General features: G+C 67.2%; 25 protein-coding genes. 18 read left to right on the forward strand and 7 right to left on the reverse strand.

Annotation, left to right across the window (positions count from 1 at the left end; all coding sequences use genetic code 11):
- The first annotated feature begins 13 nt into the window (after window positions 1-13).
- Genes alr through ABDC78_RS06335 form a run of 7 tightly spaced genes read left to right on the forward strand, consistent with a single transcriptional unit; the run spans window position 14 to window position 5,226 of the window.
- Complete coding sequence (gene alr, locus ABDC78_RS06305; protein WP_178358993.1) at window positions 14-1,144, forward strand: alanine racemase; 1,131 nt, start codon at window positions 14-16, stop codon at window positions 1,142-1,144.
- Window positions 1,141-2,226, forward strand: a complete 1,086-nt coding sequence (locus tag ABDC78_RS06310) for an alpha/beta hydrolase (RefSeq protein ID WP_178358874.1) — start codon at window positions 1,141-1,143, stop codon at window positions 2,224-2,226. Before alr ends, ABDC78_RS06310 begins: the two co-directional genes overlap by 4 nt.
- Entirely contained in the window at window positions 2,219-2,683 is a 465-nt protein-coding gene (tsaE, locus tag ABDC78_RS06315; protein WP_178358875.1) for a tRNA (adenosine(37)-N6)-threonylcarbamoyltransferase complex ATPase subunit type 1 TsaE, read from the forward strand. The genes ABDC78_RS06310 and tsaE overlap by 8 nt, the downstream gene beginning before the upstream one ends.
- On the forward strand, window positions 2,680-3,309 hold the full coding sequence (gene tsaB, locus ABDC78_RS06320) for a tRNA (adenosine(37)-N6)-threonylcarbamoyltransferase complex dimerization subunit type 1 TsaB (RefSeq protein WP_178358876.1): 630 nt from the start codon (window positions 2,680-2,682) through the stop codon (window positions 3,307-3,309). The genes tsaE and tsaB overlap by 4 nt, the downstream gene beginning before the upstream one ends.
- On the forward strand, window positions 3,306-3,758 hold the full coding sequence (gene rimI, locus ABDC78_RS06325; RefSeq protein WP_178358877.1) for a ribosomal protein S18-alanine N-acetyltransferase: 453 nt from the start codon (window positions 3,306-3,308) through the stop codon (window positions 3,756-3,758). Before tsaB ends, rimI begins: the two co-directional genes overlap by 4 nt.
- Window positions 3,755-4,777 carry a tRNA (adenosine(37)-N6)-threonylcarbamoyltransferase complex transferase subunit TsaD gene (tsaD, locus tag ABDC78_RS06330; RefSeq protein ID WP_178358878.1) on the forward strand — a complete coding sequence of 341 codons (1,023 nt, stop codon included), beginning with the start codon at window positions 3,755-3,757 and terminating at the stop codon, window positions 4,775-4,777. Before rimI ends, tsaD begins: the two co-directional genes overlap by 4 nt.
- On the forward strand, window positions 4,774-5,226 hold the full coding sequence (locus tag ABDC78_RS06335; RefSeq protein ID WP_178358879.1) for a hypothetical protein: 453 nt from the start codon (window positions 4,774-4,776) through the stop codon (window positions 5,224-5,226). Before tsaD ends, ABDC78_RS06335 begins: the two co-directional genes overlap by 4 nt.
- Here ABDC78_RS06335 and ABDC78_RS06340 read toward each other — a convergent pair.
- The gene (locus tag ABDC78_RS06340; RefSeq protein WP_178358880.1) at window positions 5,204-6,841 is read right to left on the reverse strand and encodes an HNH endonuclease signature motif containing protein; all 1,638 of its coding nucleotides are present in this window, start codon (window positions 6,839-6,841) and stop codon (window positions 5,204-5,206) included. The two genes, ABDC78_RS06335 and ABDC78_RS06340, sit on opposite strands and share 23 nt — an antisense overlap.
- Before the next feature lie 271 nt (window positions 6,842-7,112).
- Here ABDC78_RS06340 and groES point away from each other — a divergent pair, with 271 nt between their 5' ends.
- The 3 genes from groES to ABDC78_RS06355 all read left to right on the forward strand — a co-directional run bounded on the left by groES (window position 7,113) and on the right by ABDC78_RS06355 (window position 10,694).
- Window positions 7,113-7,415, forward strand: a complete 303-nt coding sequence (gene groES / locus ABDC78_RS06345) for a co-chaperone GroES (RefSeq protein WP_048630140.1) — start codon at window positions 7,113-7,115, stop codon at window positions 7,413-7,415.
- Between the two features lie 88 nt (window positions 7,416-7,503).
- Window positions 7,504-9,132 carry a chaperonin GroEL gene (gene groL / locus ABDC78_RS06350; RefSeq protein ID WP_178358881.1) on the forward strand — a complete coding sequence of 543 codons (1,629 nt, stop codon included), beginning with the start codon at window positions 7,504-7,506 and terminating at the stop codon, window positions 9,130-9,132.
- A 53-nt stretch (window positions 9,133-9,185) separates the two neighbouring features.
- Window positions 9,186-10,694, forward strand: a complete 1,509-nt coding sequence (locus tag ABDC78_RS06355) for an adenylate/guanylate cyclase domain-containing protein (RefSeq protein ID WP_178358882.1) — start codon at window positions 9,186-9,188, stop codon at window positions 10,692-10,694.
- A gap of 35 nt (window positions 10,695-10,729) precedes the next feature.
- On the opposite strand, the gene ABDC78_RS06360 is transcribed toward ABDC78_RS06355, so the two are convergent.
- Together ABDC78_RS06360 and ABDC78_RS06365 are read right to left on the reverse strand one after the other, a co-directional pair.
- Window positions 10,730-11,872: a M23 family metallopeptidase gene (locus ABDC78_RS06360; RefSeq protein WP_256736063.1), complete on the reverse strand. Its 1,143-nt coding sequence runs from the start codon at window positions 11,870-11,872 to the stop codon at window positions 10,730-10,732.
- Between the two features lie 209 nt (window positions 11,873-12,081).
- Window positions 12,082-12,372: a WhiB family transcriptional regulator gene (locus tag ABDC78_RS06365; RefSeq protein ID WP_178358884.1), complete on the reverse strand. Its 291-nt coding sequence runs from the start codon at window positions 12,370-12,372 to the stop codon at window positions 12,082-12,084.
- Window positions 12,373-12,766: 394 nt separating this feature from the next.
- On the opposite strand from ABDC78_RS06365, the gene ABDC78_RS06370 reads away from it, so the two are divergent.
- From ABDC78_RS06370 to ABDC78_RS06380, 3 genes are all read left to right on the forward strand, one after another.
- On the forward strand, window positions 12,767-13,540 hold the full coding sequence (locus tag ABDC78_RS06370; protein ID WP_178358885.1) for a hypothetical protein: 774 nt from the start codon (window positions 12,767-12,769) through the stop codon (window positions 13,538-13,540).
- 130 nt (window positions 13,541-13,670) lie between these two features.
- Window positions 13,671-14,249 (forward strand): sigma-70 family RNA polymerase sigma factor, encoded by a 579-nt coding sequence (locus tag ABDC78_RS06375; RefSeq protein ID WP_178358886.1) that lies wholly within the window; start codon window positions 13,671-13,673, stop codon window positions 14,247-14,249.
- Entirely contained in the window at window positions 14,242-15,405 is a 1,164-nt protein-coding gene (locus ABDC78_RS06380) for an anti-sigma-D factor RsdA (RefSeq protein ID WP_178358887.1), read from the forward strand. Before ABDC78_RS06375 ends, ABDC78_RS06380 begins: the two co-directional genes overlap by 8 nt.
- A 22-nt stretch (window positions 15,406-15,427) precedes the next feature.
- On the opposite strand, the gene ABDC78_RS06385 is transcribed toward ABDC78_RS06380, so the two are convergent.
- A complete protein-coding gene (locus ABDC78_RS06385; protein ID WP_178358888.1) occupies window positions 15,428-15,832 on the reverse strand; it encodes a DUF5319 domain-containing protein in 405 nt (134 codons plus the stop codon).
- Between the two features lie 146 nt (window positions 15,833-15,978).
- On the opposite strand from ABDC78_RS06385, the gene guaB reads away from it, so the two are divergent.
- Window positions 15,979-17,544, forward strand: coding sequence for an IMP dehydrogenase (gene guaB / locus ABDC78_RS06390; RefSeq protein WP_178358889.1), 1,566 nt, complete (start codon window positions 15,979-15,981; stop codon window positions 17,542-17,544).
- Between the two features lie 38 nt (window positions 17,545-17,582).
- Window positions 17,583-18,710 (forward strand): GuaB3 family IMP dehydrogenase-related protein, encoded by a 1,128-nt coding sequence (locus tag ABDC78_RS06395; protein WP_347133480.1) that lies wholly within the window; start codon window positions 17,583-17,585, stop codon window positions 18,708-18,710.
- Between the two features lie 6 nt (window positions 18,711-18,716).
- Here ABDC78_RS06395 and ABDC78_RS06400 read toward each other — a convergent pair whose 3' ends face one another.
- Window positions 18,717-19,250, reverse strand: a complete 534-nt coding sequence (locus ABDC78_RS06400) for a TetR family transcriptional regulator (protein ID WP_178358994.1) — start codon at window positions 19,248-19,250, stop codon at window positions 18,717-18,719.
- Between the two features lie 147 nt (window positions 19,251-19,397).
- Between ABDC78_RS06400 and ABDC78_RS06405 the strand changes: the two genes are divergently transcribed.
- Both ABDC78_RS06405 and ABDC78_RS06410 read left to right on the forward strand, forming a co-directional pair.
- Window positions 19,398-21,134, forward strand: coding sequence for a GMC family oxidoreductase (locus tag ABDC78_RS06405; protein ID WP_178358891.1), 1,737 nt, complete (start codon window positions 19,398-19,400; stop codon window positions 21,132-21,134).
- Window positions 21,135-21,273: 139 nt separating this feature from the next.
- Window positions 21,274-22,809 carry a SulP family inorganic anion transporter gene (locus tag ABDC78_RS06410; RefSeq protein ID WP_178358892.1) on the forward strand — a complete coding sequence of 512 codons (1,536 nt, stop codon included), beginning with the start codon at window positions 21,274-21,276 and terminating at the stop codon, window positions 22,807-22,809.
- A gap of 3 nt (window positions 22,810-22,812) precedes the next feature.
- Here ABDC78_RS06410 and ABDC78_RS06415 read toward each other — a convergent pair whose 3' ends face one another.
- Window positions 22,813-24,033 carry a glycosyltransferase 87 family protein gene (locus tag ABDC78_RS06415; RefSeq protein ID WP_256736064.1) on the reverse strand — a complete coding sequence of 407 codons (1,221 nt, stop codon included), beginning with the start codon at window positions 24,031-24,033 and terminating at the stop codon, window positions 22,813-22,815.
- A gap of 141 nt (window positions 24,034-24,174) precedes the next feature.
- Complete coding sequence (locus ABDC78_RS06420; RefSeq protein ID WP_178358893.1) at window positions 24,175-24,891, reverse strand: spermidine synthase; 717 nt, start codon at window positions 24,889-24,891, stop codon at window positions 24,175-24,177.
- A gap of 64 nt (window positions 24,892-24,955) precedes the next feature.
- On the opposite strand from ABDC78_RS06420, the gene ABDC78_RS06425 reads away from it, so the two are divergent.
- A complete protein-coding gene (locus ABDC78_RS06425; protein WP_178358894.1) occupies window positions 24,956-25,348 on the forward strand; it encodes a MerR family transcriptional regulator in 393 nt (130 codons plus the stop codon).
- Window positions 25,349-25,355 lie beyond the last annotated feature (7 nt).

Below are 25,355 nucleotides of genomic sequence, written 5' to 3' on the forward strand. Positions count from 1 at the left end.
AGTGATCGCAACCATGAACAGTCCCCGCGCCGTCGTCGACCTCGACGCCATCGCCCACAACGTGGCCACCCTGCGCCAACACGCAGGTTCGGCTGCGGTGATGGCGGTGGTCAAAGCCGACGGCTACGGCCACGGCGCCGCGCCGGTGGCCCGCGCCGCGTTGGCCGCGGGGGCCGCCGAGCTGGGCGTCGCGACGATCGACGAGGCGCTGGCACTGCGCCGTGACGGCATCACCGCACCCGTCCTGGCCTGGCTGCACACCCCGGGCACCGACTTCGCGCCCGCGCTGGTGGCCGATGTCCAGGTGGCGGTGTCCTCGCAACGGCAGGTCGACGACGTCGTCGACGCCGTCCGGCGCACCGGCCGTACGGCCACGGTCACCGTGAAGGTGGACACCGGGCTGAGCCGCAACGGCGTCGCACCGGCCGACTATCCGGGAGTGCTGGCCGCGCTGCACCGGGCGCAGACCGACGACGCGGTGCGGATGCGCGGCCTCATGTCGCACCTGGCGCACGGGGACGACCCGGACAACCCGATCAACGATCTGCAGGCGCGACGGCTCACCGACATGGCGACGACGGCTCGCGACCACGGGTTGCGCTTCGACGTCGTGCACCTGAGCAACTCGCCGGCGGCGTTGACCCGCCCCGACCTGGCGTTCGACATGGTGCGCCCCGGCATCGCGGTGTACGGCCTGAGCCCGGTCCCGGAGCGTGGCGACATGGGACTGCACCCGGCGATGACCGTGACCTGTCCGGTTGTGCTGATCCGCTCGTTGAAGGCCGGTGACGGCGTGTCCTACGGACACACCTGGGTCACCCCGCGGGACACCACCGTCGCGCTGATCCCTGCCGGATACGCCGACGGCGTCTTCCGAACGCTGAGCAATCGCCTCGAGGTGTCCATCAACGGGCGACGGTATCCGGGCGTCGGCCGGATCTGCATGGACCAGTTCGTGGTGGATCTCGGCCCGGATCCGACCGGGGTCGCGGTCGGCGACGACGCGATCCTCTTCGGACCCGGCGTCGACGGCGAACCGACCGCCCAGGATTGGGCGGACCTGCTGGGCACCATCAACTACGAGGTCGTCACCAGTCCCCGGGGCCGGATCGTCAGGAGCTACCGCGGGGGTGAGTCGCAGTGAGCGGACGTGGCTGGTTGGCCGGTGCGGCCGGGATCTCCGCCGTCGGCACGGCTGCTGGCGTGACGGCAGCACGGTCGCTGCGACGTCGCTTCAAAGGCGAAGACCCGCACCTCGACGAGGACTTCGAACTGCTCGACGCCGACCGCAGCTGTGTGGTCACCACCCCCGACGGGGTGCCGCTCGCGGTACGCGAGGTAGGTCCCCAGGACGCGCCTCTGACCGTCGTGTTCGCCCACGGCTTCTGTCTGCGCATGGGTTCGTTCCACTTCCAGCGCGCCCGGCTCTCGGAGCAGTGGGGACCGCAGGTCCGCATGGTGTTCTACGACCAGCGCGGGCACGGGCAGTCCGGGGAATCGTCGCCGGACACCTACACGGTCGAACAGTTGGGCCAGGACCTGGAGAGCGTGCTGGCGGTCATGGCGCCGCGCGGGCCCGTGGTCCTGGTCGGTCACTCCATGGGCGGCATGACGGTGTTGTCGCACGCCCGCCAGTACCCGCAGCGCTATCCGACCCGCATCGTCGGCGCTGCGCTGATCGCCTCTGCCGCAGAGGGAGTTTCACGCTCCCCGCTGGGCGAGATCCTCAGGAACCCGGCGCTGGAGGCGGTGCGTTTCACCGCGCGCTACGCGCCCAAGCTGGTGCATCGGGGTCGAGGTGCCGCGCGCAAGGTGATCGGTCCGATCCTGCGCGCAGCGTCGTTCGGCGACGAGAAGATCAGCCCCAGCGTCGTCGCGTTCTCCGAACGGATGATGCACGACACGCCGATCGCCACGCTGGTGGAGTTCTTGCACGCCCTCGAGGTGCACGACGAGACCGACGGGCTCAAGACGCTGAGCAAGGTGCCGACGCTGGTGGCGTGCGGTGACCGCGACCTGCTCACGCCGATGGAGTACTCCCAGGAGATGGCCGGCGAACTGGCGAAGTCGGAGCTCGTGATCATCTGTGACGCAGGGCATCTGGTGCAGCTCGAACGTCCGGACGTCATCAACGATGCGCTGATTCGGCTGGTCGAACGGGCCACCCCGTCAAAGCTCGTGGCACTGACCCGACGGATGCGTGAGCGGGTGCGCTCCCATGGATGAGCGGTCGGGTACCTGCGAACTGCTCACCGCAGACGACACCATTGCGCTGGGGGCCAGGCTCGGTCGGGACCTCCGCGCAGGAGACGTGGTGGTGCTGTCCGGACCGCTGGGTGCCGGGAAAACAGTGTTCGCCAAGGGGATTGCGCAGGCGATGGACGTCGACGGACCCGTGGTCTCGCCGACATTCGTGCTGGCGCGGGTGCACCGGCCGCGCCGCGCGGGTGCCCCGGCGATGGTGCACGTCGACCTGTATCGACTGCTCGACGAGGCATCGGTCGACCTGCTCGCGGAACTGGATTCACTGGACCTCGACACCGACCTCGACGACGCGGTGGTGGTGGTCGAATGGGGTGAAGGCGTCGCCGAGCGGCTGTCGGACAGCCACCTCGACATCCGGCTGGAGCGTGCCCCCGAGACCGATGTGCGCACCGCGATGTGGCAGTGGAGTCGGCCGTGAGCAGGCTGGTGCTGGCAGTCGACACCGCGACGCCCGCGGTCACGGCGGGCGTCGTCCGACTCGACGGTGACGTCGTCGAAGTGCTCGCCGAGCAGGTGACCGTTGATGCGCGCGCACACGCGGAACGGTTGACCCCCAACATCGTCGGCGCGCTGAGAGACGCCGAGGTCGTTGTCGATCAGCTCGATGCCGTCGTCGTCGGGTGCGGCCCGGGCCCGTTCACGGGGCTTCGGGTGGGGATGGCCACTGCGGCCGCGTTCGGCCACGCTCTCGGCGCCCCGGTGCGTGGAGTGTGCAGTCTGGACGCGATCGCCGTCGGCACCGTCGGTGAGGTGCTGGTGGTCACCGACGCGAGGCGCCGTGAGGTGTACTGGGCGCGCTACCGCGACGGGGTGCGGGTGGACGGACCGGCCGTGAACGCGGCCGCCGACGTGCCCGGTGGGGCCGAGGCGGTCGCCGGGTCGCCCGAGCACGCGGCCATGTTCGACCTCCCGCTGCTGGCGCCGGTCTACCCGACTGCGGCGGGATTGGTTGCTGCCGTCGCGGATTGGGACTCAGAGCCCGAGCCGCTGATCCCGATGTATCTGCGTAGACCCGACGCCAAGCCGCAGGCGGCGCCGCGATGACCGCGATCTACGGCCCACTGACGCCCGCTGACGCTGTCCGATGTGCCGAACTGGAAGCCCAGCTGTTCGACGGCGACGACCCGTGGCCCGAACGCGCGTTCCTGGCCGAGCTCGCGGCCAAACACAACCACTACGAGGCGGCCCGGATCGATGACAAACTGGTCGGCTATGCGGGCATCGCCCGACTCGGCCGGACCCGGCCGTTCGAGTACGAGATTCACACCATCGGTGTTGATCCCGCCTACCAGGGGCAGGGCATCGGCAGGGAACTGCTGCTTCGGTTGTTCGAATACGCCGAGGGGGCAACGATTTTCCTTGAGGTCCGAACCGACAATGTGGCGGCGATCGCACTGTACGAGAACCACGGCTTCACGCGGGTGGGTGTGCGTAAGCGCTACTACCGCGTCAGTGGAGCCGATGCCTACACCATGAAACGGGAGCGGCAATGATCGTCCTGGCCATCGAGAGTTCCTGTGACGAAACCGGTGTGGGCATCGCCGAACTCGGCGACGACGGCACGGTCACGCTGCTCGCCGACGAGGTGGCGTCCAGCGTCGACGAGCACGCCCGCTTCGGCGGTGTGGTCCCCGAGATCGCGTCGCGCGCGCATCTGGAGGCGTTGGGCCCGACCATGCGTCGGGCCCTCCAGGCCGCGGGCATCGGCAGGCCCGACGTCGTCGCCGCCACCATCGGACCGGGATTGGCCGGCGCACTGTTGGTGGGAGTGGCTGCGGCCAAGGCGTATTCGGCTGCGTGGCAGGTTCCGTTCTACGCCGTCAACCATCTCGGTGGACACTTGGCCGCCGATGTCTTCGACCACGGTCCGCTGCCGGAGAGCATCGGCCTGCTGGTGTCCGGGGGTCACACCAATCTGCTGCACGTGCGGTCGCTGGGGGAGCCGATCGTGGAATTGGGCTCCACAGTCGACGATGCCGCCGGTGAGGCCTACGACAAGATCGCCCGTCTGCTCGGTCTGGGCTATCCCGGGGGCAGGGTCCTCGACGAGCTTGCCCGCACCGGCGATCCGAACGCGATCACCTTTCCCCGCGGCATGACCGGTCCGCGTGACGCGGCGTATTCGTTCAGCTTCTCGGGGTTGAAAACTGCGGTGGCGCGCTATGTCGAGCGTCATCCCGAGGCGTCGCAGGCCGACGTGGCTGCGGGGTTCCAGGAGGCCGTCGCCGATGTGCTGACTGCGAAAGCTGTTCGCGCAGCGCAGGAACTCGAGGTGTCGACGTTGCTGATCGCCGGGGGAGTGGCGGCGAATTCGCGGCTGCGCGAGCTGGCGGCGCAGCGGTGCGCCGATGCGGGACTGATCCTGCGTATTCCGAGGCCGCGGCTGTGCACCGACAACGGCGCGATGATCGCGTCGTTCGCCGCGCACTTGATCGCGGCCGGAGCCTCGGCGTCGCCGTTGGACGTGGCCAGCGACCCGGGACTACCGGTGGTGCAGGGCCAGGTTGCGTGACAGTGGTGCCAGCGGACACCACAGTGTTGCCGTCGGCGGTGCGGTGGTCGGTGTGTAGTTGGTTGATCGCGGTTGCCGCCGGTGTGGTCGAGACGGCGATCCACGCGCTGACGAGCGAGCAGTACGACGCGGCTGTGCAGTTGCCGGTTCGGGTTGTGATTTACGGGCTTGTCACGGTGGTGATCGTGCAGCTGAGGCGTGGTCGTGGTTGGGCTCGGATCTTCCTGACCGTGGCGCTCGGTGGTCTGGGGCTTTTCTCGCTTGTCGCAGAGCCGATTTCATGGTTGGTTGCCGGCGGATCAGCGGGGGCGTTCGTCGCCGAGGCAGACGCTCCGACGATCGCCGTGATCGTGTTGCGCGTCGCCCATGTTGTCGCGGTGCTCGTCGCACTGGTGCTGATGTATCGACCTGCGGCGAACAGGTACTTCAGAAGTCGCCGCGGCTGTTGAGTGCGCGTTCGGCTTTGATGCGTGCGGCGTTGTCGGCGGCGCGGGTGCGTCGTCGGCGCGGCATCATTGCGGTGCGGGCCGGATTGATTGGTGGGCCGCAGGCCGGTGGGGGCAGCTCGGCGGTGGCCAGGGTGTAGGACGGGAAGAACAGTCGGCTGCCGGGTTTGGTGGTGTAGGTCCGTCCGTCGGGGGCGGTCCAGATGACTGTGGCATCGGGTAGCTGGGCGTCGCGCCAGCCGTCGGGTCCGCCCCAGAAAGTCTTCATCAAATGATGACTTCTGCACTTGCAGTTCAGGTTCGACGGATGAGTCAGACCCAGCGGCCACGGCTCGACGTGGTCGATGTCGCAGCGATCAGCGGGCACGTCGCAGCCCGGGAAGCGGCAGAACATGTCGCGGACGCGGATGAACTCCGCCAGCCGTGCTGAGGGCCGGTAGTGCGGTTCGGGATCGGGGCCGGGCAGCCACAGCGGGGCGACTTTCGCCCCGCCGCGCAGCGCTTCGGCCAGCACCGCGGTGGGGATCACCCCACGCCCGGGCAACACCGCCAGCCCCGAATCGGTCAACCGCGACGGCGCGCACTCGGACTCAACATCGTCTGGTGGCGTCGGCTCGGGCTCCTCCGGGGGCGTCGCCTCGGGCTCCTCTGTGGGCATCGACTCAGCGGGCTGGGCGTTCTCGGCTGGCGTCGGCTCGGCGGGCCGGGCGTTCTCGGCCGGCGTCGGCTCAGCGGGCTCAGTCTCGGCGGGTGTCGTTTCCGTGGTCGTGGTGCGGGCGTGTTCGGCGTTCTGGGCGGCGATCAGTTTGCGGGCCGCGTCCACGGCGGCCTGGTCGGCGATCACCCGGATCACCACCGACGAGGACGGCGCTGGTGTGGCTGGGCAGTGTTCGCCGCCGCACCGGCAGTCCAGCACGGTGTTGCCGTGGCCCAACGCGCCCACCGCATCGGCCCAGCGCTCACCGGCGGTGCGCGGATCATCCGGACACACCCCGGCCACCATCGCGGTGATCCGCGCCCGCAACGCCGCCGCATCCGTGGGTGACAACCGCCCCCACACCACGGTGAACTCATTGGTGTCCTCACACGCCCCGATATGGAAATCCCGGGTCCGGATCACCTCCCGGGCACGGCGCACCGCCTCGGGGTCATACCGCTCGATCACCGCGTCGATCGCCCGACCCAACACCACCACCGACAACGGCCCCCACCGCACCGCTTTGTCCGCCAGTTCGGCATCGATGAGGGTGATCAACGCAGGGTCCTGCACCAACTGGGTGCGCCACGTCAACTCCGAAATCACCCGCGCACTGAGCGCCCCCGCACTGAACAGTGCCGCCACCTTCGGCAATCGGTACCGCAACGCCACCGCGATCCGCATCTGACCCGACGCGCGGCGATGGCCTACCGTCAACGCCGCCGCCACCCGCGCCGCGGTGTGATCCCACGGATCAACAGCCCACCCACCACGCTCATCGTCCTCATCGACACAGCGGTCCACCAACTCCGCGATCGCCGCCAACCGCCGCGCGCCGGCCGCCGCCTCCTCCCGCGCGGCAGCCTCGATCACACCCACCAACGCATCCTCAGCCACGCCGGCGAACATCGACTCGAACATGTGTTCGATTCTACCCGGCTCCACTGACTCAAACTTTCTGTCAGGGTCGCCGCTTGTGGATAACCGCGGCCCTCTGGTGAGAGGTTGTGGATACGGCTCGGTCGCGACCGACGCCCGTGGCAGCAGACCCGACCCTTGAGTGTTAGCACTCGCGTGTATAGAGTGCTAGGCGGCAGTCGGTTCAACCCCTGTGTCGGCACCCGCGACGACGGCGCGAGGGCGGTCACCGGCCGCCGAATACATACACCAACATGAGTGAAGGGGCTCCATCGTGGCGAGCGTGAACATCAAGCCACTCGAGGACAAGATCCTCGTTCAGGCCAACGAGGCCGAGACCACGACCGCATCCGGTCTGGTCATCCCCGACACCGCCAAGGAGAAGCCGCAGGAAGGCACCGTCGTCGCAGTAGGCCCCGGCCGCTGGGATGAGGATGGCGAGAAGCGGATTCCCCTGGACGTGTCTGAGGGCGACGTGGTGATCTACAGCAAGTACGGCGGCACCGAGATCAAGTACAACAACGAGGAGTACCTGATCCTGTCGGCGCGCGACGTGCTGGCTGTCGTTTCCAAGTAAGCAATATCGTGCTCCGCCCCGGACGTTCCCGCATACGGGTGATGTCCGGGGCGGTGCGCGTCATACCCGCCTTTAGGGAAAGAAACTTATGAGCAAGCAGATTGAATTCAACGAAACAGCGCGTCGCGCCATGGAGGCCGGCGTCGACAAGCTCGCCGACGCGGTCAAGGTGACCCTCGGCCCGCGTGGCCGGCACGTGGTGCTCGCCAAGGCATTCGGTGGGCCGACCGTCACCAACGACGGCGTGACCATCGCCCGGGAGATCGACCTCGAGGATCCGTTCGAGAACCTCGGCGCACAGCTGGTGAAGTCGGTGGCCACCAAGACCAACGACGTCGCCGGTGACGGCACCACCACCGCGACCGTACTGGCTCAGGCACTGGTCAAGGCCGGTCTGCGCAACGTCGCCGCCGGCGCCAACCCGATCGCACTCGGTGCCGGCATCGCGAAGGCCGCCGATGCGGTTTCCGAGGCGCTGCTGGCCGGTGCCACCCCCGTCACCGACAAGAAGTCGATCGCCCAGGTCGCCACGGTGTCCTCGCGCGACGCCGAGGTCGGCGAGCTCGTCGGCGAGGCGATGACCAAGGTCGGCCACGACGGCGTGGTCTCCGTCGAGGAATCCTCGACACTGCTGACCGAGCTGGAGATCACCGACGGCGTCGGGTTCGACAAGGGTTACCTGTCGGCGTACTTCGTCACCGACTTCGACGCCCAGCAGGCCATCCTCGAGGACGCGCTGGTGCTGCTGCACCGCGAGAAGATCAGCTCGCTGCCGGACCTGCTGCCACTGCTGGAGAAGGTCGCCGAGAGTGGCAAGCCGCTGCTCATCGTCGCCGAGGACGTCGAGGGTGAGGCGCTGTCCACTCTGGTGGTCAACGCAATCCGCAAGACGCTGAAGGCCGTTGCGGTCAAGGCGCCGTTCTTCGGTGATCGCCGCAAGGCGTTCCTCGATGACCTCGCGGTCGTGACCGGTGGCCAGGTCGTCAACCCCGACGTGGGTCTGGTGCTGCGTGAGGCCGGCCTCGAAGTCCTGGGTACGGCGCGGCGCGTCGTCGTCGACAAGGACAGCACCACGCTCGTCGACGGTGGCGGCACCAAGGAAGCCATCGACGGCCGTGCGGCGCAGCTGCGGGCCGAGATCGAGGCGAGCGACTCCGATTGGGATCGCGAGAAGCTCGAAGAGCGGCTGGCCAAGTTGGCCGGCGGCGTCGCCGTCATCAAGGTCGGCGCGGCCACCGAGACCGATCTGAAGAAGCGTAAGGAAGCCGTCGAGGACGCCGTCTCCGCAGCGAAGGCCGCTGTGGAGGAGGGCATCGTCGTCGGTGGCGGTGCGGCGCTGGTCCAGGCTCGCGCCGGTCTCGCGAAGCTGCGCGAATCACTGTCCGGTGACGAAGCGCTCGGTGTCGACGTGTTCTCCTCGGCGTTGTCGTCGCCGCTGTACTGGATCGCCACCAACGCCGGGCTCGACGGCTCGGTCGTGGTGAACAAGGTCTCGGAGCTTCCGGCCGGGCATGGCTTCAACGCCGCCACGCTGGAATACGGCGACCTTCTCGCCGACGGTGTCATCGACCCCGTGAAGGTCACCCGCTCTGCGGTTGTCAACGCGGCGTCTGTTGCCCGGATGATCCTGACCACCGAAACGGCAATCGTCGACAAGCCGGCGGAGGCTGAGGACGACGGCCACGGCCATTCGCACGGCCACGGTCACTCGCACTAGGTAGTGCCAACGAAACACCCCCGGCCATCTGGCCGGGGGTGTTTTGTTTCTGCATGGACCGCATTTTCCAGTGGGTGTGGGATCGGTACGGGCCGAGTTATTCGTGGGCGATCTGCGTCCTCGTTTATCCACCGGGTCTGGTGGTCTATCTCAGCTACACCTTGATCATCGTCGCGTTCGAAGGGTCTGGCCGCTACGTCGAAGCGGTCGTCATCACCGCTGTCGCCCTCGTGGTACGCGTCTTCGTGTGGGTTCTTCCCGGCTCGAAAGGAGTGAGCCCGTTCCAACGGTGGGCAGCGGGCGACCAGATCGATCCGATGACGGCACTGATCGCCACCTTCACGTACACACGCAGGCTGACTGCCCGAGCGATTGCGACCGATGTCGTCTGGGCTGCTCTGCTTGGGGTTGTTGTCGGTGCGATGGCAGGGGCGACCGGATCGCGCCTGGTCCAATACGGGATCGTCGGTGCCGCGTACGGCGGGGCCATCGCGGTCATCAGTGTGCACAGTTTCGTCGAAGGAGCGCTGCGACCGGCAAGGGGCGCCATCGCCGGCAACACCGGAATCGGCGACTCTCTACCCCGCTCTCGCCCGACCTTTGCCATGTGGTCCAAGGTGTACACACTCGCCGTGGCGTTCGCTTTCGGCACCGCGGGTGCGATCGTGGCAGCGCTGATCGACCGCGCCCCAGAGGATCCGGCCATTTCCGTCGTGATCGGGGGCGCGTTGATGCTCGTCTCCGGGCAGTTGGCAGTCGTGACGACCTCACCGTATTTGCAGCCCATCCGCGACCTCGCTGAAGGAACAGAACGTGTCGCGCTCGGTCATTACAGTCGTCGACTGCCGGTGGTGCAGGACGACGACCTGGGCGCGCTGGCTGCCTCGTTCAACCGCATGCAGGCGGGATTGGCTGAGCGGCAACGACTTCAGGCAGCATTCGGCGCCTACGTCGATCCAGCGCTCGCGGCTCGGCTACTTGCACAGGGTGATGACGTGTTCACCGGTGAGCGCCGCGAGGTAACGGTGATGTTCGTCGACATCCGCGACTTCACCCCGTACGCCGAGGCGCACACCGCGGAGGAGGCCGTCGCCCGGCTCAACGCGCTGTTCGACATCGTGGTGCCCACCGTCGTCGACGCCCGAGGGCACATCAACAAGTTTCTCGGCGACGGCGCGATGGCCGTCTTCGGCGCCCCCAACGATCTTGCGGATCACGCCGACGCCGCGGTGAGCGCTGCCGTGCTGATTCACCGCTTGGTCGCCGAGCGATTCGAGGATGAGCTTCGGATCGGCATCGGGATCAACACCGGTGTGGTGATCGCCGGCACCATCGGCAGCGGACCTCATCTCGAGTTCGGCCTCATCGGCGACACGACGAACGTGGCCGCCCGTGTCGAGCAGCTCACCAAGGCCACCGGCGACGCCATCCTTCTCTCTGGCCACACCGTAGACGCCCTGGTTTCTCGACCGCAGGGACTCGTTGACCGAGGGGCACACGCTCTGAAGGGAAAGTCAGCCCCCACTGTGGTCTTCGGCCTCAACCCAGCGGAGGGTCACTAGTGGCTCATATTTGCCACTACCGAGAAGACAATCGGCTACCCGCCCCCGTTGATCGCCGGAAATGTCATGACATCGCGCCCAAGTGGCAATTGGTCGTGGCGGGTTCCAGTGTTGTTGGTGCTGAGAGGAATTGGCTGCAGCGTGTCGTAGTGCTTCAGCACTACGGCCAGCGGTGGAGTCTGCCCGGTGAGGTCGAAGGCGTCGAAGGCGTAGGGCATGCCGTCAGCGAGCACGACCGAGGGGCGGTCGCTGATCTGAAAATGCAGGTGTGGTCCGCCGGTCGTGCCTGAACTGCCTACAGCGGCGATTCGGTGCCCGCGTGACACGACGTCACCCTCCTGTACGGAAACGCTGTCCATGTGTAGGTGGGCATAGACGGCGAAGCGCCCCTCACCGATGTCGATGATCACTCGATTACCGCCCGCATTCTCCGGGGTGGGCTCCTCGCGAGCCTCGTTGACTCGTAAGTCCGGATTGCCGTCTACGGCGGCGACCACGGTGCCGTCGGCGACTGCGAGCACCGATTGGCCGAAAGTCGGAAAACTACTGGGCGACAACGGGTCGCCGATACCAGGACGGTTCTGCGAGTCCAACTGATTGAAGTCGACGGCGAACCGCTGAGCGAGATACCACCGGCCGCCGATGGGATACGGGGCACGGCGATGCGGACCGTCGCAACAGCTGCCCAGGGCCGCCCAGTTCGGTCCGGTCAGCGGCGGGCCGATGACGAGAGGTGCCTTTTGATCAACCTCCATCGCAGGCGTTGTGAATGCCCACGCGATGCCGGAATCCGGAGTATCCGCAATGGGATGAACGGCCACTCGGTGGGTGATCGCTGACGGGACGGCGGGACTGTCGAGGGGAATGTCCATCCACACCACGCCGACCGACGACGGAGGCAACGTCACCGTGGCCGTCTCGACGGATGCCGCCAAAGATGTCGCTTCACGCAACGAATCGTCTGTCAGGCGGATCAGCGAAGCGCCCGAAATGGCATCGTGCACTTCGACGGCGCTGAGATCGACCGCCGCAGGTGCGACATTGGTCAGCACCAACTCGTAGACCAGGTGCGTCTTACCGTCGGTGCCGGTAAACCAGCGGGGGGTGGACAGTGTGTCGGCCAGCAACACTGTGACCTCGCCGTCGGTGCCCCATTCGTCCGGCGGTGGCTCGGACATGGGCGACGGGGAGCATGCGCTCAACACCAGTCCGATGCTCAGGGTGATGATGAGACGCCGGCGAGTGCCCCGGGTCGACATAGTGGGAACCACCCACTTTCACAATGCGACCGCTGTTGGTGACCGCGTGGGTCGATGCTAGCCGGTGCGTTTCGGCTGCGGTCGCTTCCGGCTGATCCGCCCCGCCGGATTCGTCGCTGGCTGATCCCTCAGGCCGTGCGGCGGATCCCACGCTTGAGGAGCAGTTCGCGTTCGGACTCGCTGAGTCCACCCCAGATGCCGTAGGGCTCGCCGACACCCAACGCGTGGGTGCGGCACTGGGTGATGACGGGGCAGCGGCGGCACATCTCCTTGGCCCGCATCTCACGCTGTGCGCGAGCGCGGCCACGCTCGCCGTCGGGGTGGAAGAACATCGAGGAATCGACTCCCCGGCAGAGTCCTGCCATCTGCCAATCCCAGATATCGGCGTTCGGACCAGGCAACTGTTGCGGCTGTGGCATTGGAAAACCCCTCTCTGCACATCCGATTCGCGTACGCATCGAATGCGTGAGTGTTGAAACAGATCCGAGCTCAGTCGCCGGTGACCTCTCGTGCACACAACGTAGAAGGGCTTTGGAATTGCCGTCAATAGGCTGGCACTGTGCGTAACCGCATAACCGCAGCCAGAGAATTTACATCGCGTTCATCGATCCGACTTGCGGGCAACGAGTTCGGTGCTACAGGCTTTTGCCGCCGCGCGACTCAAATGGCTGTTTTGGCTGATCAGTTCCCGCTGTGTCGGCTGATCAATTAGCCGTGCCGAGGAGGCGGTTGACATGGAATTAACACGGCGACCACAAATTGTTAACTCGGGCGATTTCAGAAACCTATCCTTATTGGTAGCCTCGCCCTCCGATGCTGGAAGACATTGCGTTCGGTGGAAATCCGGGCCACTGGCCGATGCCGCTCGCGATGACTCCACACGACCTGTGGCTGCGCGCGGTGGCCGCGGGCGGACAGGGCCGCTACGCGAGCGCTCTGACCGACCTGGACACGCTGTGCCGGCCGGCAGGGCGCGGCGCCTACGCGTCGTTGGCCCTCAGCACCCGGGCGTCGTTCCTGCGGCAGCTCGGCTGGCATGACCGGGCCCGCTCCCTGGACGGGCAGGCGCTGGCCCGCGCCGACGGCGCAGCGACGCCGGCCGCCGACGCGCTCATCGGGCTGGCCGCCGACGCGCTGGGCGTCGGTCGGTTCGCCGCATCGGCACGGGCTCTTCGACGAGCCGCGGATCTGATCGATGAGTCGACGGCGTCGCGCCTACCCGTGCGGTTGGCCTGGGTGTCGGCCGAACTCGCGATGGTCAGCGGTGACGGCGCGGCCGCGGTCGACCACGCTGAGCGTGGTCTGCGGCTCGCAGCGAGCCTGACGTCGGCACGGCACACCGTGAAGTCCCGCGTGGTTCTGGCCGCCGCCCGGTGCAGCAGTGGTGACATCGAGTCGTCGCGGCGGGAGGCGGACCGAGCGCTCCGGGAGGCGGGATCGTTCGGCCTCGTGCCGCTGCGGTGGGCGGTGTCGTGTCTGCTCGCCGACATCGGCAGCGACGACCATTCACACGCCGAGGTCACCACCATCCGCGACGAGTCTGCCCAAACCGTGATCCGACGGGGCGGCGTGTGGCGCTCGTGGTAACCGGGTTGTGGCCTATCCGGTCGTTATTGTTTAGCTGAGCCGCACCGCGTGGTGGGGCCGCCTGCCTGCCGGCAGCATCACCTCCCCAACGGGATGTGTCCTCGACGTAACGCTGGAGATATCGCCCACGATGACAATTTCGGGAGAACATCTCGACGCTGTCGTTGCTGAGGCAGTGGCAGGCGATCGAGATGCACTCCGGGACGTGCTGGCGACCATCCGCCCCATCATCGTCCGGTATTGCCGGGCCAGGGTGGGGACCACGGAACGCAGTGGTCTCTCAGCAGACGACGTTGCTCAGGAGGTGTGCTTGGCTGCCATCACGGCGCTGCCGCGTTACAGGGATCAGGGACGACCGTTCCTGGCCTTTGTCTACGGCATCGCTGCACACAAGGTTGCTGACGCGCACCGGGCAGCCGGGCGCAACCGGGCCGATCCGATGGATGTCGTCCCGGAACGTCTCTCGCATGAGCCGGGGCCCGAGCAGCTGGCGATCGACTCCGCGCAGTCTGCCCGGATGAACGAACTGCTGCAGATCCTCCCCGAGAAGCAACGCGAGATCCTGATCCTGCGGGTTGTCGTCGGAATGAGCGCCGAGGAGACCGCGGAGGCCGTCGGCAGCACCGCGGGTGCGGTGCGGGTGGCGCAGCACCGCGCTCTGGCGCGGCTCAAGACCGAGATCGTGTCGACGGGTCGTGACTATGCCTGACTTCGGACGGTGGACCGCCAACGGCGGCGACCCCTCGATCAACGAGATCAATCGCAGCGATCAGTTCCTCGACGCGTTGGCCTCGCAGCAACCGGTGTACTCGACCGACCATGGCGAGGCTGAGCTGGCGAACCTGCTGGCGGGCTGGCGCGACGACGTTCGCGAGACCCCGATGGCCGAGTTGGTGACGGTCAATGAGGCCGCGCGGGTACTGGACGGCGCCACGTCGCCGGGACGCCGGCGACGGCTGTCCCTCGCGGTGGTGGGTTCGGCGGCCGCCGCGGTGCTGTGCCTGGGCGGCTTCGGCGCGGTGGTGGCGGGGGCGGGCCCCGGGGATGCGCTGTACGGGCTGCGCTCGATGCTCTTCGGTGAGGAGGCGACGCTGCGGGACGACGCGGTGATCCTGGCCGCTCAGACCGAGATGGCCGAGGTCCAGCAGCTCATCGATCAGGGCGACTGGCAGGCCGCGCAGGCCAAGCTGGAAACGATCACGACCACCGTCGCGACGGTGGATGACGTTGCGAGCAAACAGGAACTGGTCACGCAGTGGCAGGAGCTGACGGTCAAGGTCGAGGCTCAGGATGCAGCTGCGACGCCGCCGCCGGGGGCTCCGCTGCCCACCTTCCCGGAGGTTCCGGTGGTGAACCTGGACCCGGGCACGCTGATCACCGATACGTCGGTGACCTCGGAGCCGGCCACGTCGTCGCCCTCCACGACGTCCTCGGAGACGACGACGCCGTCATCCTCGGAGACGACCACGCCGTCGACGTCGGAGACGAGCGCTTCGCCGACGACCTCGACCACGACTGAGACGACGGCACCGAGTTCGACGACGAGTCCGTCGACTTCGGCGCCGACCACCACGTCGTCGTCGGTGATCTCCCAGTCGTCCGCGTCGGCGACGTCGTCGACGGCCGCAGAGACGGCACCGAGCTCGGCGCCGTCATCCACGGCGACTCAGCAGACGACAGCGACGCCGATTCCGACGCCGAGCCCGCAGACGACAGCGACGCCGATTCCGACGCCACGCCCGCGGACGACGGCGACTCCGATTCCGACGCCGACGGTCGAACCGTCACCGTCACCGACACCGGCGGCGCCGTTGCCCACCACGACCCTGGTCGTACCCGCGCAGACGCCCGAGGGGCCGAGCTGACGCGAGCCTGGGGATTCAGCCCTCAGCGATAGCCGTCGGGCTCTGACGCCGCTTCATTGAGGGAGGCGTCGGCGTACCCGCGGCAGTAGTCCCACGTGACGTAGGCATCGGGCTCGGGATCAAAAGCAGGTTCGTGCGGACGGACGGTGCCGTCGACGAGCAGCTGCAGCAGGTTGGCGCGCAGCATGTCCCAGTCGTGATAGTGGTCCTGCTGGCATTCGTCACAGCAGACCACGAGCCCGCGAATTCCCTTGTGGGCCAGCAATGCCTCGTATACCGCCAGATCAGCGAGGTCGGCTTCGACCGCGGTGCGCTCCTGCGGATCCAGCGGCTGGCCCGGCTCCAGGGCGTCGAGCGCAGCCGACGGGTCGCACGGGTCGTCGGCGAACGGGTCGGGTGGCAGTCCTGGTGGCAAGTGATCTCGCACGACACCAAGAGTACGCAGCCCCCCAGGCATCGCGCCAGCACTCCCGGGGCACGTCGAGGGAACCGAAACCGCACGCTGGTTGCCGATAAGATGTGGCATTCAGGTCGCGTCTGTGCCTGGCTGCACTGTTACTGGAGGCCCACCCCATGTCGATCGCCGAAAGCAGCATCCCCATCGCCGTTCCGGTGCCCACCGGCGGTGACGACCCCACCAAGGTCGCGATGCTGGGGCTCACTTTTGACGACGTGCTGCTGCTGCCGGCCGCCTCCGATGTGATTCCCGCCACAGCCAACACCTCGAGCCAGCTGACCCGTCGGATCCGGCTGAAGGTCCCGCTGGTGAGTTCTGCGATGGACACCGTCACCGAATCGCGCATGGCGATCGCGATGGCGCGGGCCGGGGGCATGGGGGTGCTGCACCGCAATCTCCCGATGGCCGAGCAGGCCGGGCAGGTCGAGACCGTCAAGCGCTCCGAGGCCGGGATGGTCACCGACCCCGTGACCTGCTCGCCCCACAACACGCTGGCCGAGGTCGACGCCATGTGTGCGCGGTTCCGCATCTCGGGCCTGCCGGTGGTCGACGAGGCCGGCGCGCTGGTCGGGATCATCACCAACCGCGACATGCGCTTCGAGGTCGACCAGTCCAAGCCGGTCTCCGAGGTGATGACCAAGTCGCCGCTGATCACCGCGCAGGCGGGGGTGTCCGCTGAGGCGGCCCTCGGGCTGTTGCGCCGGTACAAGATCGAGAAGCTTCCGATCGTCGACGGCAGCGGCAAGCTCACCGGGCTGATCACCGTCAAGGACTTCGTCAAGACCGAGCAGTTCCCGTTGGCCACCAAGGACAGCGACGGCCGACTGCTGGTCGGCGCGGCGGTGGGCGTCGGCAACGACGCGTGGACGCGGGCGATGACGCTCGCCGACGCAGGCGTCGACGTGCTGATCGTGGACACCGCCCACGCCCACAACCGTGGCGTGCTCGACATGGTGCACCGGCTGAAGGCTGCTGTCGGTGACCGCGTGGAGGTGGTCGGCGGAAACGTCGCCACCCGGGCCGCGGCCGCCGCACTCGTCGACGCCGGCGCCGACGCGGTGAAGGTCGGTGTCGGCCCCGGGTCGATCTGCACCACCCGGGTGGTCGCCGGTGTCGGTGCCCCGCAGATCACCGCGATCATGGAGGCGGTGGCGGCCTGCAAGCCCTACGGAGTGCCGGTGATCGCCGATGGCGGGCTGCAGTACTCCGGCGACATCGCCAAGGCGCTGGCCGCAGGCGCATCCACCACGATGCTGGGATCCCTGCTCGCCGGCACCGCCGAGTCCCCGGGCGATCTGATCCTGGTCAACGGCAAGCAGTTCAAGGGCTATCGCGGGATGGGCTCACTGGGTGCCATGCAGGGCCGGGCCAGCGGTGGGGATGCGTCCGGTCCGTCTCGCGGCTCGTACTCCAAGGACCGGTACTTCCAGGACGACGTGCTCTCCGAGGACAAGCTGGTGCCCGAGGGCATCGAGGGGCGGGTGCCCTACCGGGGACCGCTGTCGACCGTCATCCACCAGCTCACAGGTGGACTGCGGGCGGCGATGGGTTACACCGGCTCGGCGACGATCGAGCAACTGCAGCAGGCCCAGTTCGTCCAGATCACCGCGGCCGGGCTCAAGGAGAGCCACCCTCACGACATCACCATGACCGTGGAAGCCCCGAACTACTCCAACCGCTAGGGCCCCGGCCCGATCAAGGACTGATCAACATGCGAGACATGGTCGAAATCGGCATGGGCCGGACCGCGCGTCGAACCTACGAACTCGGTGACATCAACATCGTCCCGTCGCGGCGCACCCGCTCCTCGAAGGACGTCTCGACGTCCTGGCAGCTGGATGCGTACCGGTTCGAGATCCCGGTCATCGCGCATCCCACCGACGCCCTGGTCTCGGTGGAGTTCGCGATCGAGCTCGGACGCCTCGGCGGCCTCGGTGTGCTCAACGGGGAAGGACTGATCGGGCGGCACGCCGATGTCGGTGCGCGCATCACCGAAGTCCTCGAGGCCGCGCACAAAGAGCCCTATCCGTCGGAGTCGATCCGGCTGCTTCAGCAATTACATTCGGCGCCAATAGATCCCGAGCTCCTCGGGGCCGCCGTCGCGCGAATCCGCGAGGCCGGGGTGACCACCGCGGTGCGCATCAGCCCGCAGAACGCGCAGGCGCTGACGCCCACATTGGTGGCGGCGGGCATCGACCTGTTGGTCATCCAGGGCACGATCATCTCCGCCGAGCGCGTCGCGCAGGACTCCGAACCGCTCAATCTGAAGACCTTCATCTCCGAGTTGGACGTCCCCGTGGTCGCCGGAGGCGTGCTCGACCACCGCACCGCACTGCACCTGATGCGCACCGGCGCCGCCGGCGTCATCGTCGGCTACGGCTCGACCTCCGGGGTGACGACCTCGGACGAGGTTCTGGGTATCAGCGTGCCGATGGCCACGGCCATCGCCGACGCCGCGGCGGCACGGCGCGAGTACCTCGACGAGACCGGCGGGCGGTACGTGCACGTGCTCGCCGACGGCGACATCCACACCTCCGGAGACCTCGCGAAGGCGATCGCCTGCGGTGCGGACGCCGCAGTGCTCGGCACCCCGTTGGCCTCGGCCGCCGAAGCGCTTGGGGGAGGCTGGTTCTGGCCCGCAGCAGCGGCGCACCCGTCACTGCCGCGCGGCGCCCTGCTGGAGGTGGCCGCCGACGAGCGACCGTCGCTGGAGCAGGTGCTCAACGGACCCTCGGACGACCCGTTCGGCTCGTTGAACCTCGTCGGTGGTCTGCGTAGGTCGATGGCCAAGGCCGGCTACTGCGACCTCAAGGAGTTCCAGAAGGTCGGGCTGACCGTCGGGAGTTGATCCGGCTCATCCCATGCTGCGCAGCGTGCGGACCAGGTAGTCGTCGATCAGGCTCGTTCGCGCGGGCGAATCGTCGGTCGTGATCAACAGTGCGTAGAGCCCGAGCAGGAAATAGATCGCGCTGTTCATCGGCGTGACGTCGGAGCCGGTGTCGCCGCGCTGCCGGGCCGCCTCGATCTGGTCGGCGACCAGGACGATCAGGGGGTGGTCGTGGCCCTCCTCGGTCGCCGGTCGGGTCGGTGAGAAGTGCAGCGCCAGGAAGTCCTTGAACAGCAGCACCCCGAGGCGGCGTTCGAGGCCCATCACGAGATCCACCGCTTCGCGCAGTGACGACGCCAGGTCCACCTTCGACTTGGTGAACTGTGCGAACCGCTTGGCGATCCGGCTCTCCTCGCGCAACTCGAGTTCGAGTAGCACGTGTTCCTTGGTGGGGAAGTGGAAGAAGAACGTGCCATGGGCGACGCCGGCCGCTGCCACGATGGCGCCGACGTCGGCATCGGCCATCCCGGTCCGCTTGAACTCCGCGATGGCCGCACCCATCAGCCGCTCTCGGGTCTGCAGGCGTTTCGCCTCGCGGGCAGTGATGCCCTCTGTCGTCCGGTTCGCCACAGCCACCGACAGTATCGCCCGCACCGGTTAGGGTCGCCTCTCTAGCAAGTTACCGGTGGGTAAGTTCATAATGTCTGGATGGAGCCTGACTACGACGTCGTCATCATCGGTTCGGGGTTCGGTGGCAGTGTCAGCGCACTGCGGCTCACCGAAAAGGGCTACCGGGTCGGCGTGCTGGAAGCCGGCCGCCGGTTTGCCGACGACGAATTCGCCAAGACCTCGTGGAACCTGCGCAAGTTCCTGTGGATGCCGCAACTCGGGATGTACGGCATCCAGCGCATCCACCTGCTGCGCAACGTCATGATCCTGGCCGGCGCAGGCGTCGGCGGGGGATCGCTGAACTACGCCAACACGCTGTACGTGCCGCCGGAGCCGTTCTTCAACGACCCCCAGTGGAAGGACATCACCGACTGGCGCGCCGAGTTGATGCCGCACTACGAGCAGGCCCAACGGATGCTCGGCGTGGTGACCAACCCGACCTTCACCGACGCGGACCGGATCATGAAGGAGGTTGCCGAGGACATGGGAGTCGGCGACACCTTCGTCGCCACGCCGGTCGGGGTGTTCTTCGGCGCCGACGGGCAGAAGACGCCGGGCAAGCGCGTCGCAGATCCCTACTTCGGTGGTGCCGGGCCGGCGCGCACCGGGTGCATCGAGTGCGGATCCTGTATGACCGGGTGCCGGTACGGCGCCAAGAACACGCTCGTGAAGAACTACCTGGGGCTCGCGGAATCCGCAGGGGCGCAGGTGCATCCGCTGACGATGGTCAAGGATTTCAAGCAGCGCCCCGACGGGCTGTGGGAAGTGCACACCACACGCACCGGCGGCAAGCTGCGCAGGCGGCGAAAGACCTTCACGGCGCGCTACGTGATTCTCGCGGCAGGCACCTGGGGTACCCAGAAGCTGCTGTTCAAGATGCGCGACACCAACACGCTGCCGAAGATCTCCGATCGCCTCGGCGTGCTGACCCGGACCAATTCGGAGTCCATCGTCGGTGCGGGGCGCCTGGCGGTGTCCGACGATCTGGACCTGACCCACGGCGTGGCGATCACGTCGTCGATCCATCCGACGAGCGACACCCATGTCGAGCCGTGCCGCTACGGTAAGGGTTCCAACGCGATGGGCCTGCTGCAGACGTTGATGACCGACGGTGCCGGACCGCAGGGCACCGACGTGCCGCGGTGGAAGCAACTGTTCGTCAACGCCCAGGCCGACCCGAGGGGCACGCTGCGGCTGCTCAACCCGCGTCGCTGGAGTGAACGCACCATGATCGCGCTGGTCATGCAGAATCTCGACAACTCGATCACCACGTTCACCCGCAAGACCAAGCTCGGCGTCCGACTGCTCGACAGCAAGCAGGGCCACGGCCAGCCCAACCCGACGTGGATCCCGGCGGGCAACGAGGTCACCCGGCGCATCGCCGAGAAGATCGACGGTGTCGCCGGCGGCACCTGGGGCGAACTGTTCAACATTCCACTCACGGCCCACTTCCTCGGTGGCGCGGCGATCGGCGACTCGCGGGAGAGCGGCGTCATCGACCCGTACCAGCGGGTGTACGGCTATCCGACGCTGTCGGTGGTGGACGGTGCCGCGATCTCGGCCAATCTCGGTGTGAATCCGTCGCTTTCGATCACCGCCCAGGCCGAGCGAGTGGCGGCGCTGTGGCCGAACAAGGGCGAGGAGGATCTGCGTCCCTCCCAGGGTGAGCCCTATCGACGGCTCTCGCCCATCGCCCCGGCGCATCCGGTCGTCCCGGTGGAGGCGCCCGCGGGGCTGCGCAGCCTCCCGATCGAACCGGTCACGTCCGCGGGATAAGACAGTCCGGGCGCGGGTGACGTCCGCCACGTAATTTCAACTCATCCCTCCGGTAAGGGTAAGGTTGCCGACGGCAGCGCGCGGCGTGGCGTGTACCGCTGCGCCGGGTGGCGTTGTGCTGCAATCTGATTGGAGTTCCTTGAACAAGCGAGTGGCTGCGGCCGCCCCCACGATCCGCGAGGCGGGAGACCCGAGCACGTCTGTCTGGGCCGCGTTGCGTTCTCCACGACGGCTGAAGACCGAGGTCCTGGCGGGCCTGGTCGTGGCGATGGCACTGATTCCCGAAGCCATCTCGTTCTCCATCATCGCGGGCGTCGACCCCCGGGTCGGGCTGTTCGCGTCGTTCACTATGGCGGTGACGATCGCCTTCGTCGGCGGACGCCCGGCGATGATCTCGGCGGCGACCGGGGCGATCGCGTTGGTGATCGCGCCACTGGCGCGCGAGTACGGTCTCGACTACTTCATCGCGGCAGTCCTGCTCGCCGGTGTCCTGCAGATCGTGCTCAGCGTGCTGGGGGCGCGGCTGATGCGGTTCATTCCGCGCAGCGTCATGGTGGGGTTCGTCAACGCCCTGGCGATCCTGATCTTCCTGTCGCAGTTGCCGCACCTGCTGGGCGTGCCTGCGCTGGTGTATCCGTTCGTGGCCGTCGGCCTGCTGATCATGGTGTTCCTGCCGAAGCTGACGACTGCGGTGCCGGCCCCGCTGATCGCCATCGTCGGACTCACCGGTGCGGCCCTGCTGTTGGGCGTGGACCTGCCCGACGTCGGCGACCAGGGCGAGTTGCCGTCGAGTCTGCCGGCGCTTCTGGTGCCGAACGTGCCGCTCAGGATGGAGACCCTGTCGATCATCGCCCCCTATGCGTTGGCCATGGCGTTGGTGGGCCTGCTGGAATCGCTGATGACGGCCAAGCTGGTCGACGACATCACCGACACCCACTCCGACAAGACCCGCGAGGGCTGGGGTCAGGGTGTCGCCAATGTGGTCACCGGGTTCTTCGGCGGCATGGGCGGTTGCGCGATGATCGGCCAGACCATGATCAACGTGAAGGTCTCAGGTGCGCGCACCCGGATCTCCACCTTCCTGGCGGGCGTGTTCCTGCTCGGCCTCGTTGTCGGTCTGGGGGACATCGTCGGGCTGATCCCGATGGCGGCGCTGGTCGCGGTCATGATCATGGTGTCGGTGGCCACGATGGACTGGCACAGCATCTCTCCGTCGACACTGCGGCGGATGCCTCGCAGCGAGACCCTGGTGATGGCGGCCACGGTCGCTGTGACGGTGTTCACCCACAACCTGGCCTACGGCGTCATCGTCGGATCGCTCACGGCGATGGTGCTTTTTGCGCGTCGAGTGGCCCATCTTGTGACCGTCGAAAGGTCCGACGGGACCACCGACGCCGACGGCACGGTCACAAGCGTGGTCTACCGCGTCCGAGGTGAACTCTTCTTCGCCTCCAGCAACGACCTGGTCTACCAGTTCGACTACCTGGGTGATCCTGACAGCGTCGTGATCGACATGTCGGACTCACACATCTGGGACGCCTCGACGGTCGCCGCGCTGGACGCGATCACCACGAAGTACGCGGCGAAGCACAAGAGCGTCGAGATCGTCGGCCTCAACCAGGATTCCGCCGACCGCCACGACCGGCTGTCGGGCAATCTCGGTGCCGCTGAGTGAGGATCAATGCACCCCGGCGAGAACCGGTTCGGCCGACGGTGGTGTGGCGTCGTCCCGGCCGGTCGGGCGCCGTCGTGCGACAAGCGCCGCCGCGATCAGCACCGCAGCGGCCGTGAAGAACTGAGCGCTGCCGACGATCTGCTGCCAGATGGCCGGTGATGCGGTGCTCTCGAGAATCTCGTGCGGGCCGATGATGAACACCGCGATCGCCGATGCGAGAAACGGACGCCACGAACGGTATTGGGGCGCCATCACCAGCGGGACCAGGATGACGCAGTACACCCAGTGATGGGTGACGGCGATCGGGGCGGCGAGCAGAATGGCCAGGGCCACAACGCCCATCGCCACAACGTGCTCTCCGTTGCGCACGAAGCGCCGCGCCGCCCAGAAGGTCACGACAGCCACCGTGATCGCGGCGACGAGCCATACGATGTCTTTGATCGTGCCCTCGAGCCCGAACCGTGCCAGTGGACCGGTGATCGCCTGGTTGCGGCTGAACTCGTGATTGCCGGCGCGGTCATCGCGGAAGAACTCGCTGACCCAGAACCACTTCGAGTCCTGTGGTCTCAGCCAGAACCCGGCTGCGACGGTCGCCAGGAACACTGCGATGGCGGTGGTGATCGCCCGGAAATCCCGCCGTGCCAGCAGGAACAGAGCGAAGCCCGCCGGTGTGAGCTTGACCGAGGCGGCGAGTCCGATGGCGGCACCACGCAGTGCCCGGGGCACGGCGCGCAGGCAATCGGCGACGACCAGAGCCATCAGGACGATGTTGATCTGGCCGAATTCGAAGTTGGACTGCACCGGTTCGAGCATGAGCGCCGGACCGAGGAGCAGTACCGCAGAGAAATCAGGCCGGTCCACCTTCAGACGTGCCAGACAGATCCGTAGGACCCACCACACCAGCGCGATGTTCAGCACTGCCCACACGATCTGCAGCAGCGCCGGAGCCAGCCAGCTCATCGGCACGAACAGCGCAGCGGCGAACGGCGGGTAGATGAACCGGAATCCTGACGACGTGGGAAAGTCCTCGGAGTACAGGGGCAGGTGACGGCTGAACGCGCTCCCGGCATCGCGGAACACCGACAGGTCCAGTTGGAAGAGCGTGACCGACTGAACGATCAACGTTGCGGATACCCAGACGGTGAAGAGCACTGCTGCGGCGCAGTAGAGCCTTTGCGCTGACGGAGCGCCGAGGAAGCCCAAACCCTCCCGCATCCGACGCATTCCTTCGCTCCTCTGTGCGAACCCTGGGCACTCGAGGAGCGCCGCCCTAACGGTACCGATACCAGACAGTGTCGAAACTGTGACCTGGTTTTCGATACCCCCCGGGTCGGAACTGCAAACCTGGGCACGAAGTGCGGCGCGTCACGGTCGGTTGGCGAGATACACGGTGTTGGCGGAGCGGCCCCGGGTCAGCGGGTTGTCGAACCAGATCTGCCGGGCTTCGACGTCGGTGAACACCGATTCCAGGGTTGAGCAGAAGTCGTCGTCCGGCGGGTCGTCGGACCACAGGGCGAACGTTCCTCCCGGAGCGAGGTGTTTCGACGCGGCGTGCAGTCCGTCGTGGGTGTAGAACGCGGCGTGCGGGTGGTCGAGCACGTGGCGTGGGGAGTGGTCGATGTCGAGCAGGATCGCGTCATAGGTCCGGCCGGGAGCGTCGGGCGCGAATCCCGCCGCGCCCGTCGCGGCGGCGAAGAAGTCCGCACGCACCAGCTTGACCCGGCTGTCGGAGGACAACCCAGCGGTGTCGGGGAGCAGGTCGCGGCGGTGCCAATCGATGATGGCTTCGGAGTACTCGATCACCGTCAGCGACCGGATGCGATTGCACAGCAGGGCTTCCTGTGCGGTGTAGCCCAGGCCGAGTCCGCCGACGACGACGTCCAGGTCTGCTCCGGACGTCCGCTCCAGGCCGAGCTTCGCCAGTTCCCGTTCGGCGACGGTGAACAGACTCGACATCAGGTATTCGTCGTCGAGCTTGACCTCGTAGACATCGGCACGCACCGCGAGATCGAAGCGGCGCCGCAGGCTGACGACACCCATCGGTGTTTGCTGCCAACCCAATTCCTCGAAACGCGCGCTCATCGAGCAACGATAGCCCGCGGTGAGGCAGTCTCCTCGCCCGTTACGGTAGGTTCCGGGTGTGCACATGCAGATCGGACAGGTGGCGGCGAAGACCGAGTTGTCGATCCGCACGGTGCGCCACTACGACGACGTGGGGCTGGTGACGCCGTCGGCGCGCAGTGTGGGGGGATTCCGGCTCTATACCGAGGCTGATGTCGAACGATTGCTGGTGATCCGCCGGATGAAGCCGCTGGGCTTCACGTTGGCCGAGATGAAGGAATTGCTTTCCGCCCTGGACACGTTGTCGGAGTCGAAAGCCTCGGCGGCCGAACGCAAAGCGGCGGTGCGACGTCTACACGATTACCGCGCCAAGACCGACGAGAGCGCCGAGCGGCTGCGGCGACAGCTGGCCTACGCCGAGGAACTGGCGGGTTTGCTCACTGAGCGCGCCGAGGTGTCGGCCGGGCGCCACGACTAGACTGTCC

Origin of the sequence: Mycobacterium sp. DL (genome assembly GCF_039729195.1) — a bacterium.
In the GTDB taxonomy this organism is placed as follows: Bacteria; Actinomycetota; Actinomycetes; order Mycobacteriales; family Mycobacteriaceae; genus Mycobacterium; species Mycobacterium hippocampi_A.

Excerpts from the sequence above, each read along its gene's own strand:
- tsaD (WP_178358878.1), top strand. The coding sequence starts at position 3,755 with ATGATCGTCCTGGCCATCGAGAGTTCCTGTGACGAAACCGGTGTGGGC.
- guaB (WP_178358889.1), top strand. The coding sequence starts at position 15,979 with ATGTCGATCGCCGAAAGCAGCATCCCCATCGCCGTTCCGGTGCCCACC.
- ABDC78_RS06415 (WP_256736064.1), bottom strand. The coding sequence starts at position 24,033 with ATGCGTCGGATGCGGGAGGGTTTGGGCTTCCTCGGCGCTCCGTCAGCG.
- ABDC78_RS06340 (WP_178358880.1), bottom strand. The coding sequence starts at position 6,841 with ATGTTCGAGTCGATGTTCGCCGGCGTGGCTGAGGATGCGTTGGTGGGT.
- ABDC78_RS06365 (WP_178358884.1), bottom strand. The coding sequence starts at position 12,372 with ATGCCACAGCCGCAACAGTTGCCTGGTCCGAACGCCGATATCTGGGAT.
- groL (WP_178358881.1), top strand. The coding sequence starts at position 7,504 with ATGAGCAAGCAGATTGAATTCAACGAAACAGCGCGTCGCGCCATGGAG.
- ABDC78_RS06355 (WP_178358882.1), top strand. The coding sequence starts at position 9,186 with ATGGACCGCATTTTCCAGTGGGTGTGGGATCGGTACGGGCCGAGTTAT.
- ABDC78_RS06395 (WP_347133480.1), top strand. The coding sequence starts at position 17,583 with ATGGTCGAAATCGGCATGGGCCGGACCGCGCGTCGAACCTACGAACTC.
- tsaE (WP_178358875.1), top strand. The coding sequence starts at position 2,219 with ATGGATGAGCGGTCGGGTACCTGCGAACTGCTCACCGCAGACGACACC.
- rimI (WP_178358877.1), top strand. The coding sequence starts at position 3,306 with ATGACCGCGATCTACGGCCCACTGACGCCCGCTGACGCTGTCCGATGT.
- ABDC78_RS06375 (WP_178358886.1), top strand. The coding sequence starts at position 13,671 with ATGACAATTTCGGGAGAACATCTCGACGCTGTCGTTGCTGAGGCAGTG.
- ABDC78_RS06360 (WP_256736063.1), bottom strand. The coding sequence starts at position 11,872 with ATGTCCGAGCCACCGCCGGACGAATGGGGCACCGACGGCGAGGTCACA.
- ABDC78_RS06400 (WP_178358994.1), bottom strand. The coding sequence starts at position 19,250 with ATGGGTGCGGCCATCGCGGAGTTCAAGCGGACCGGGATGGCCGATGCC.
- ABDC78_RS06420 (WP_178358893.1), bottom strand. The coding sequence starts at position 24,891 with ATGAGCGCGCGTTTCGAGGAATTGGGTTGGCAGCAAACACCGATGGGT.
- ABDC78_RS06370 (WP_178358885.1), top strand. The coding sequence starts at position 12,767 with ATGCTGGAAGACATTGCGTTCGGTGGAAATCCGGGCCACTGGCCGATG.
- ABDC78_RS06405 (WP_178358891.1), top strand. The coding sequence starts at position 19,398 with ATGGAGCCTGACTACGACGTCGTCATCATCGGTTCGGGGTTCGGTGGC.
- ABDC78_RS06425 (WP_178358894.1), top strand. The coding sequence starts at position 24,956 with ATGCAGATCGGACAGGTGGCGGCGAAGACCGAGTTGTCGATCCGCACG.
- alr (WP_178358993.1), top strand. The coding sequence starts at position 14 with ATGAACAGTCCCCGCGCCGTCGTCGACCTCGACGCCATCGCCCACAAC.
- ABDC78_RS06380 (WP_178358887.1), top strand. The coding sequence starts at position 14,242 with ATGCCTGACTTCGGACGGTGGACCGCCAACGGCGGCGACCCCTCGATC.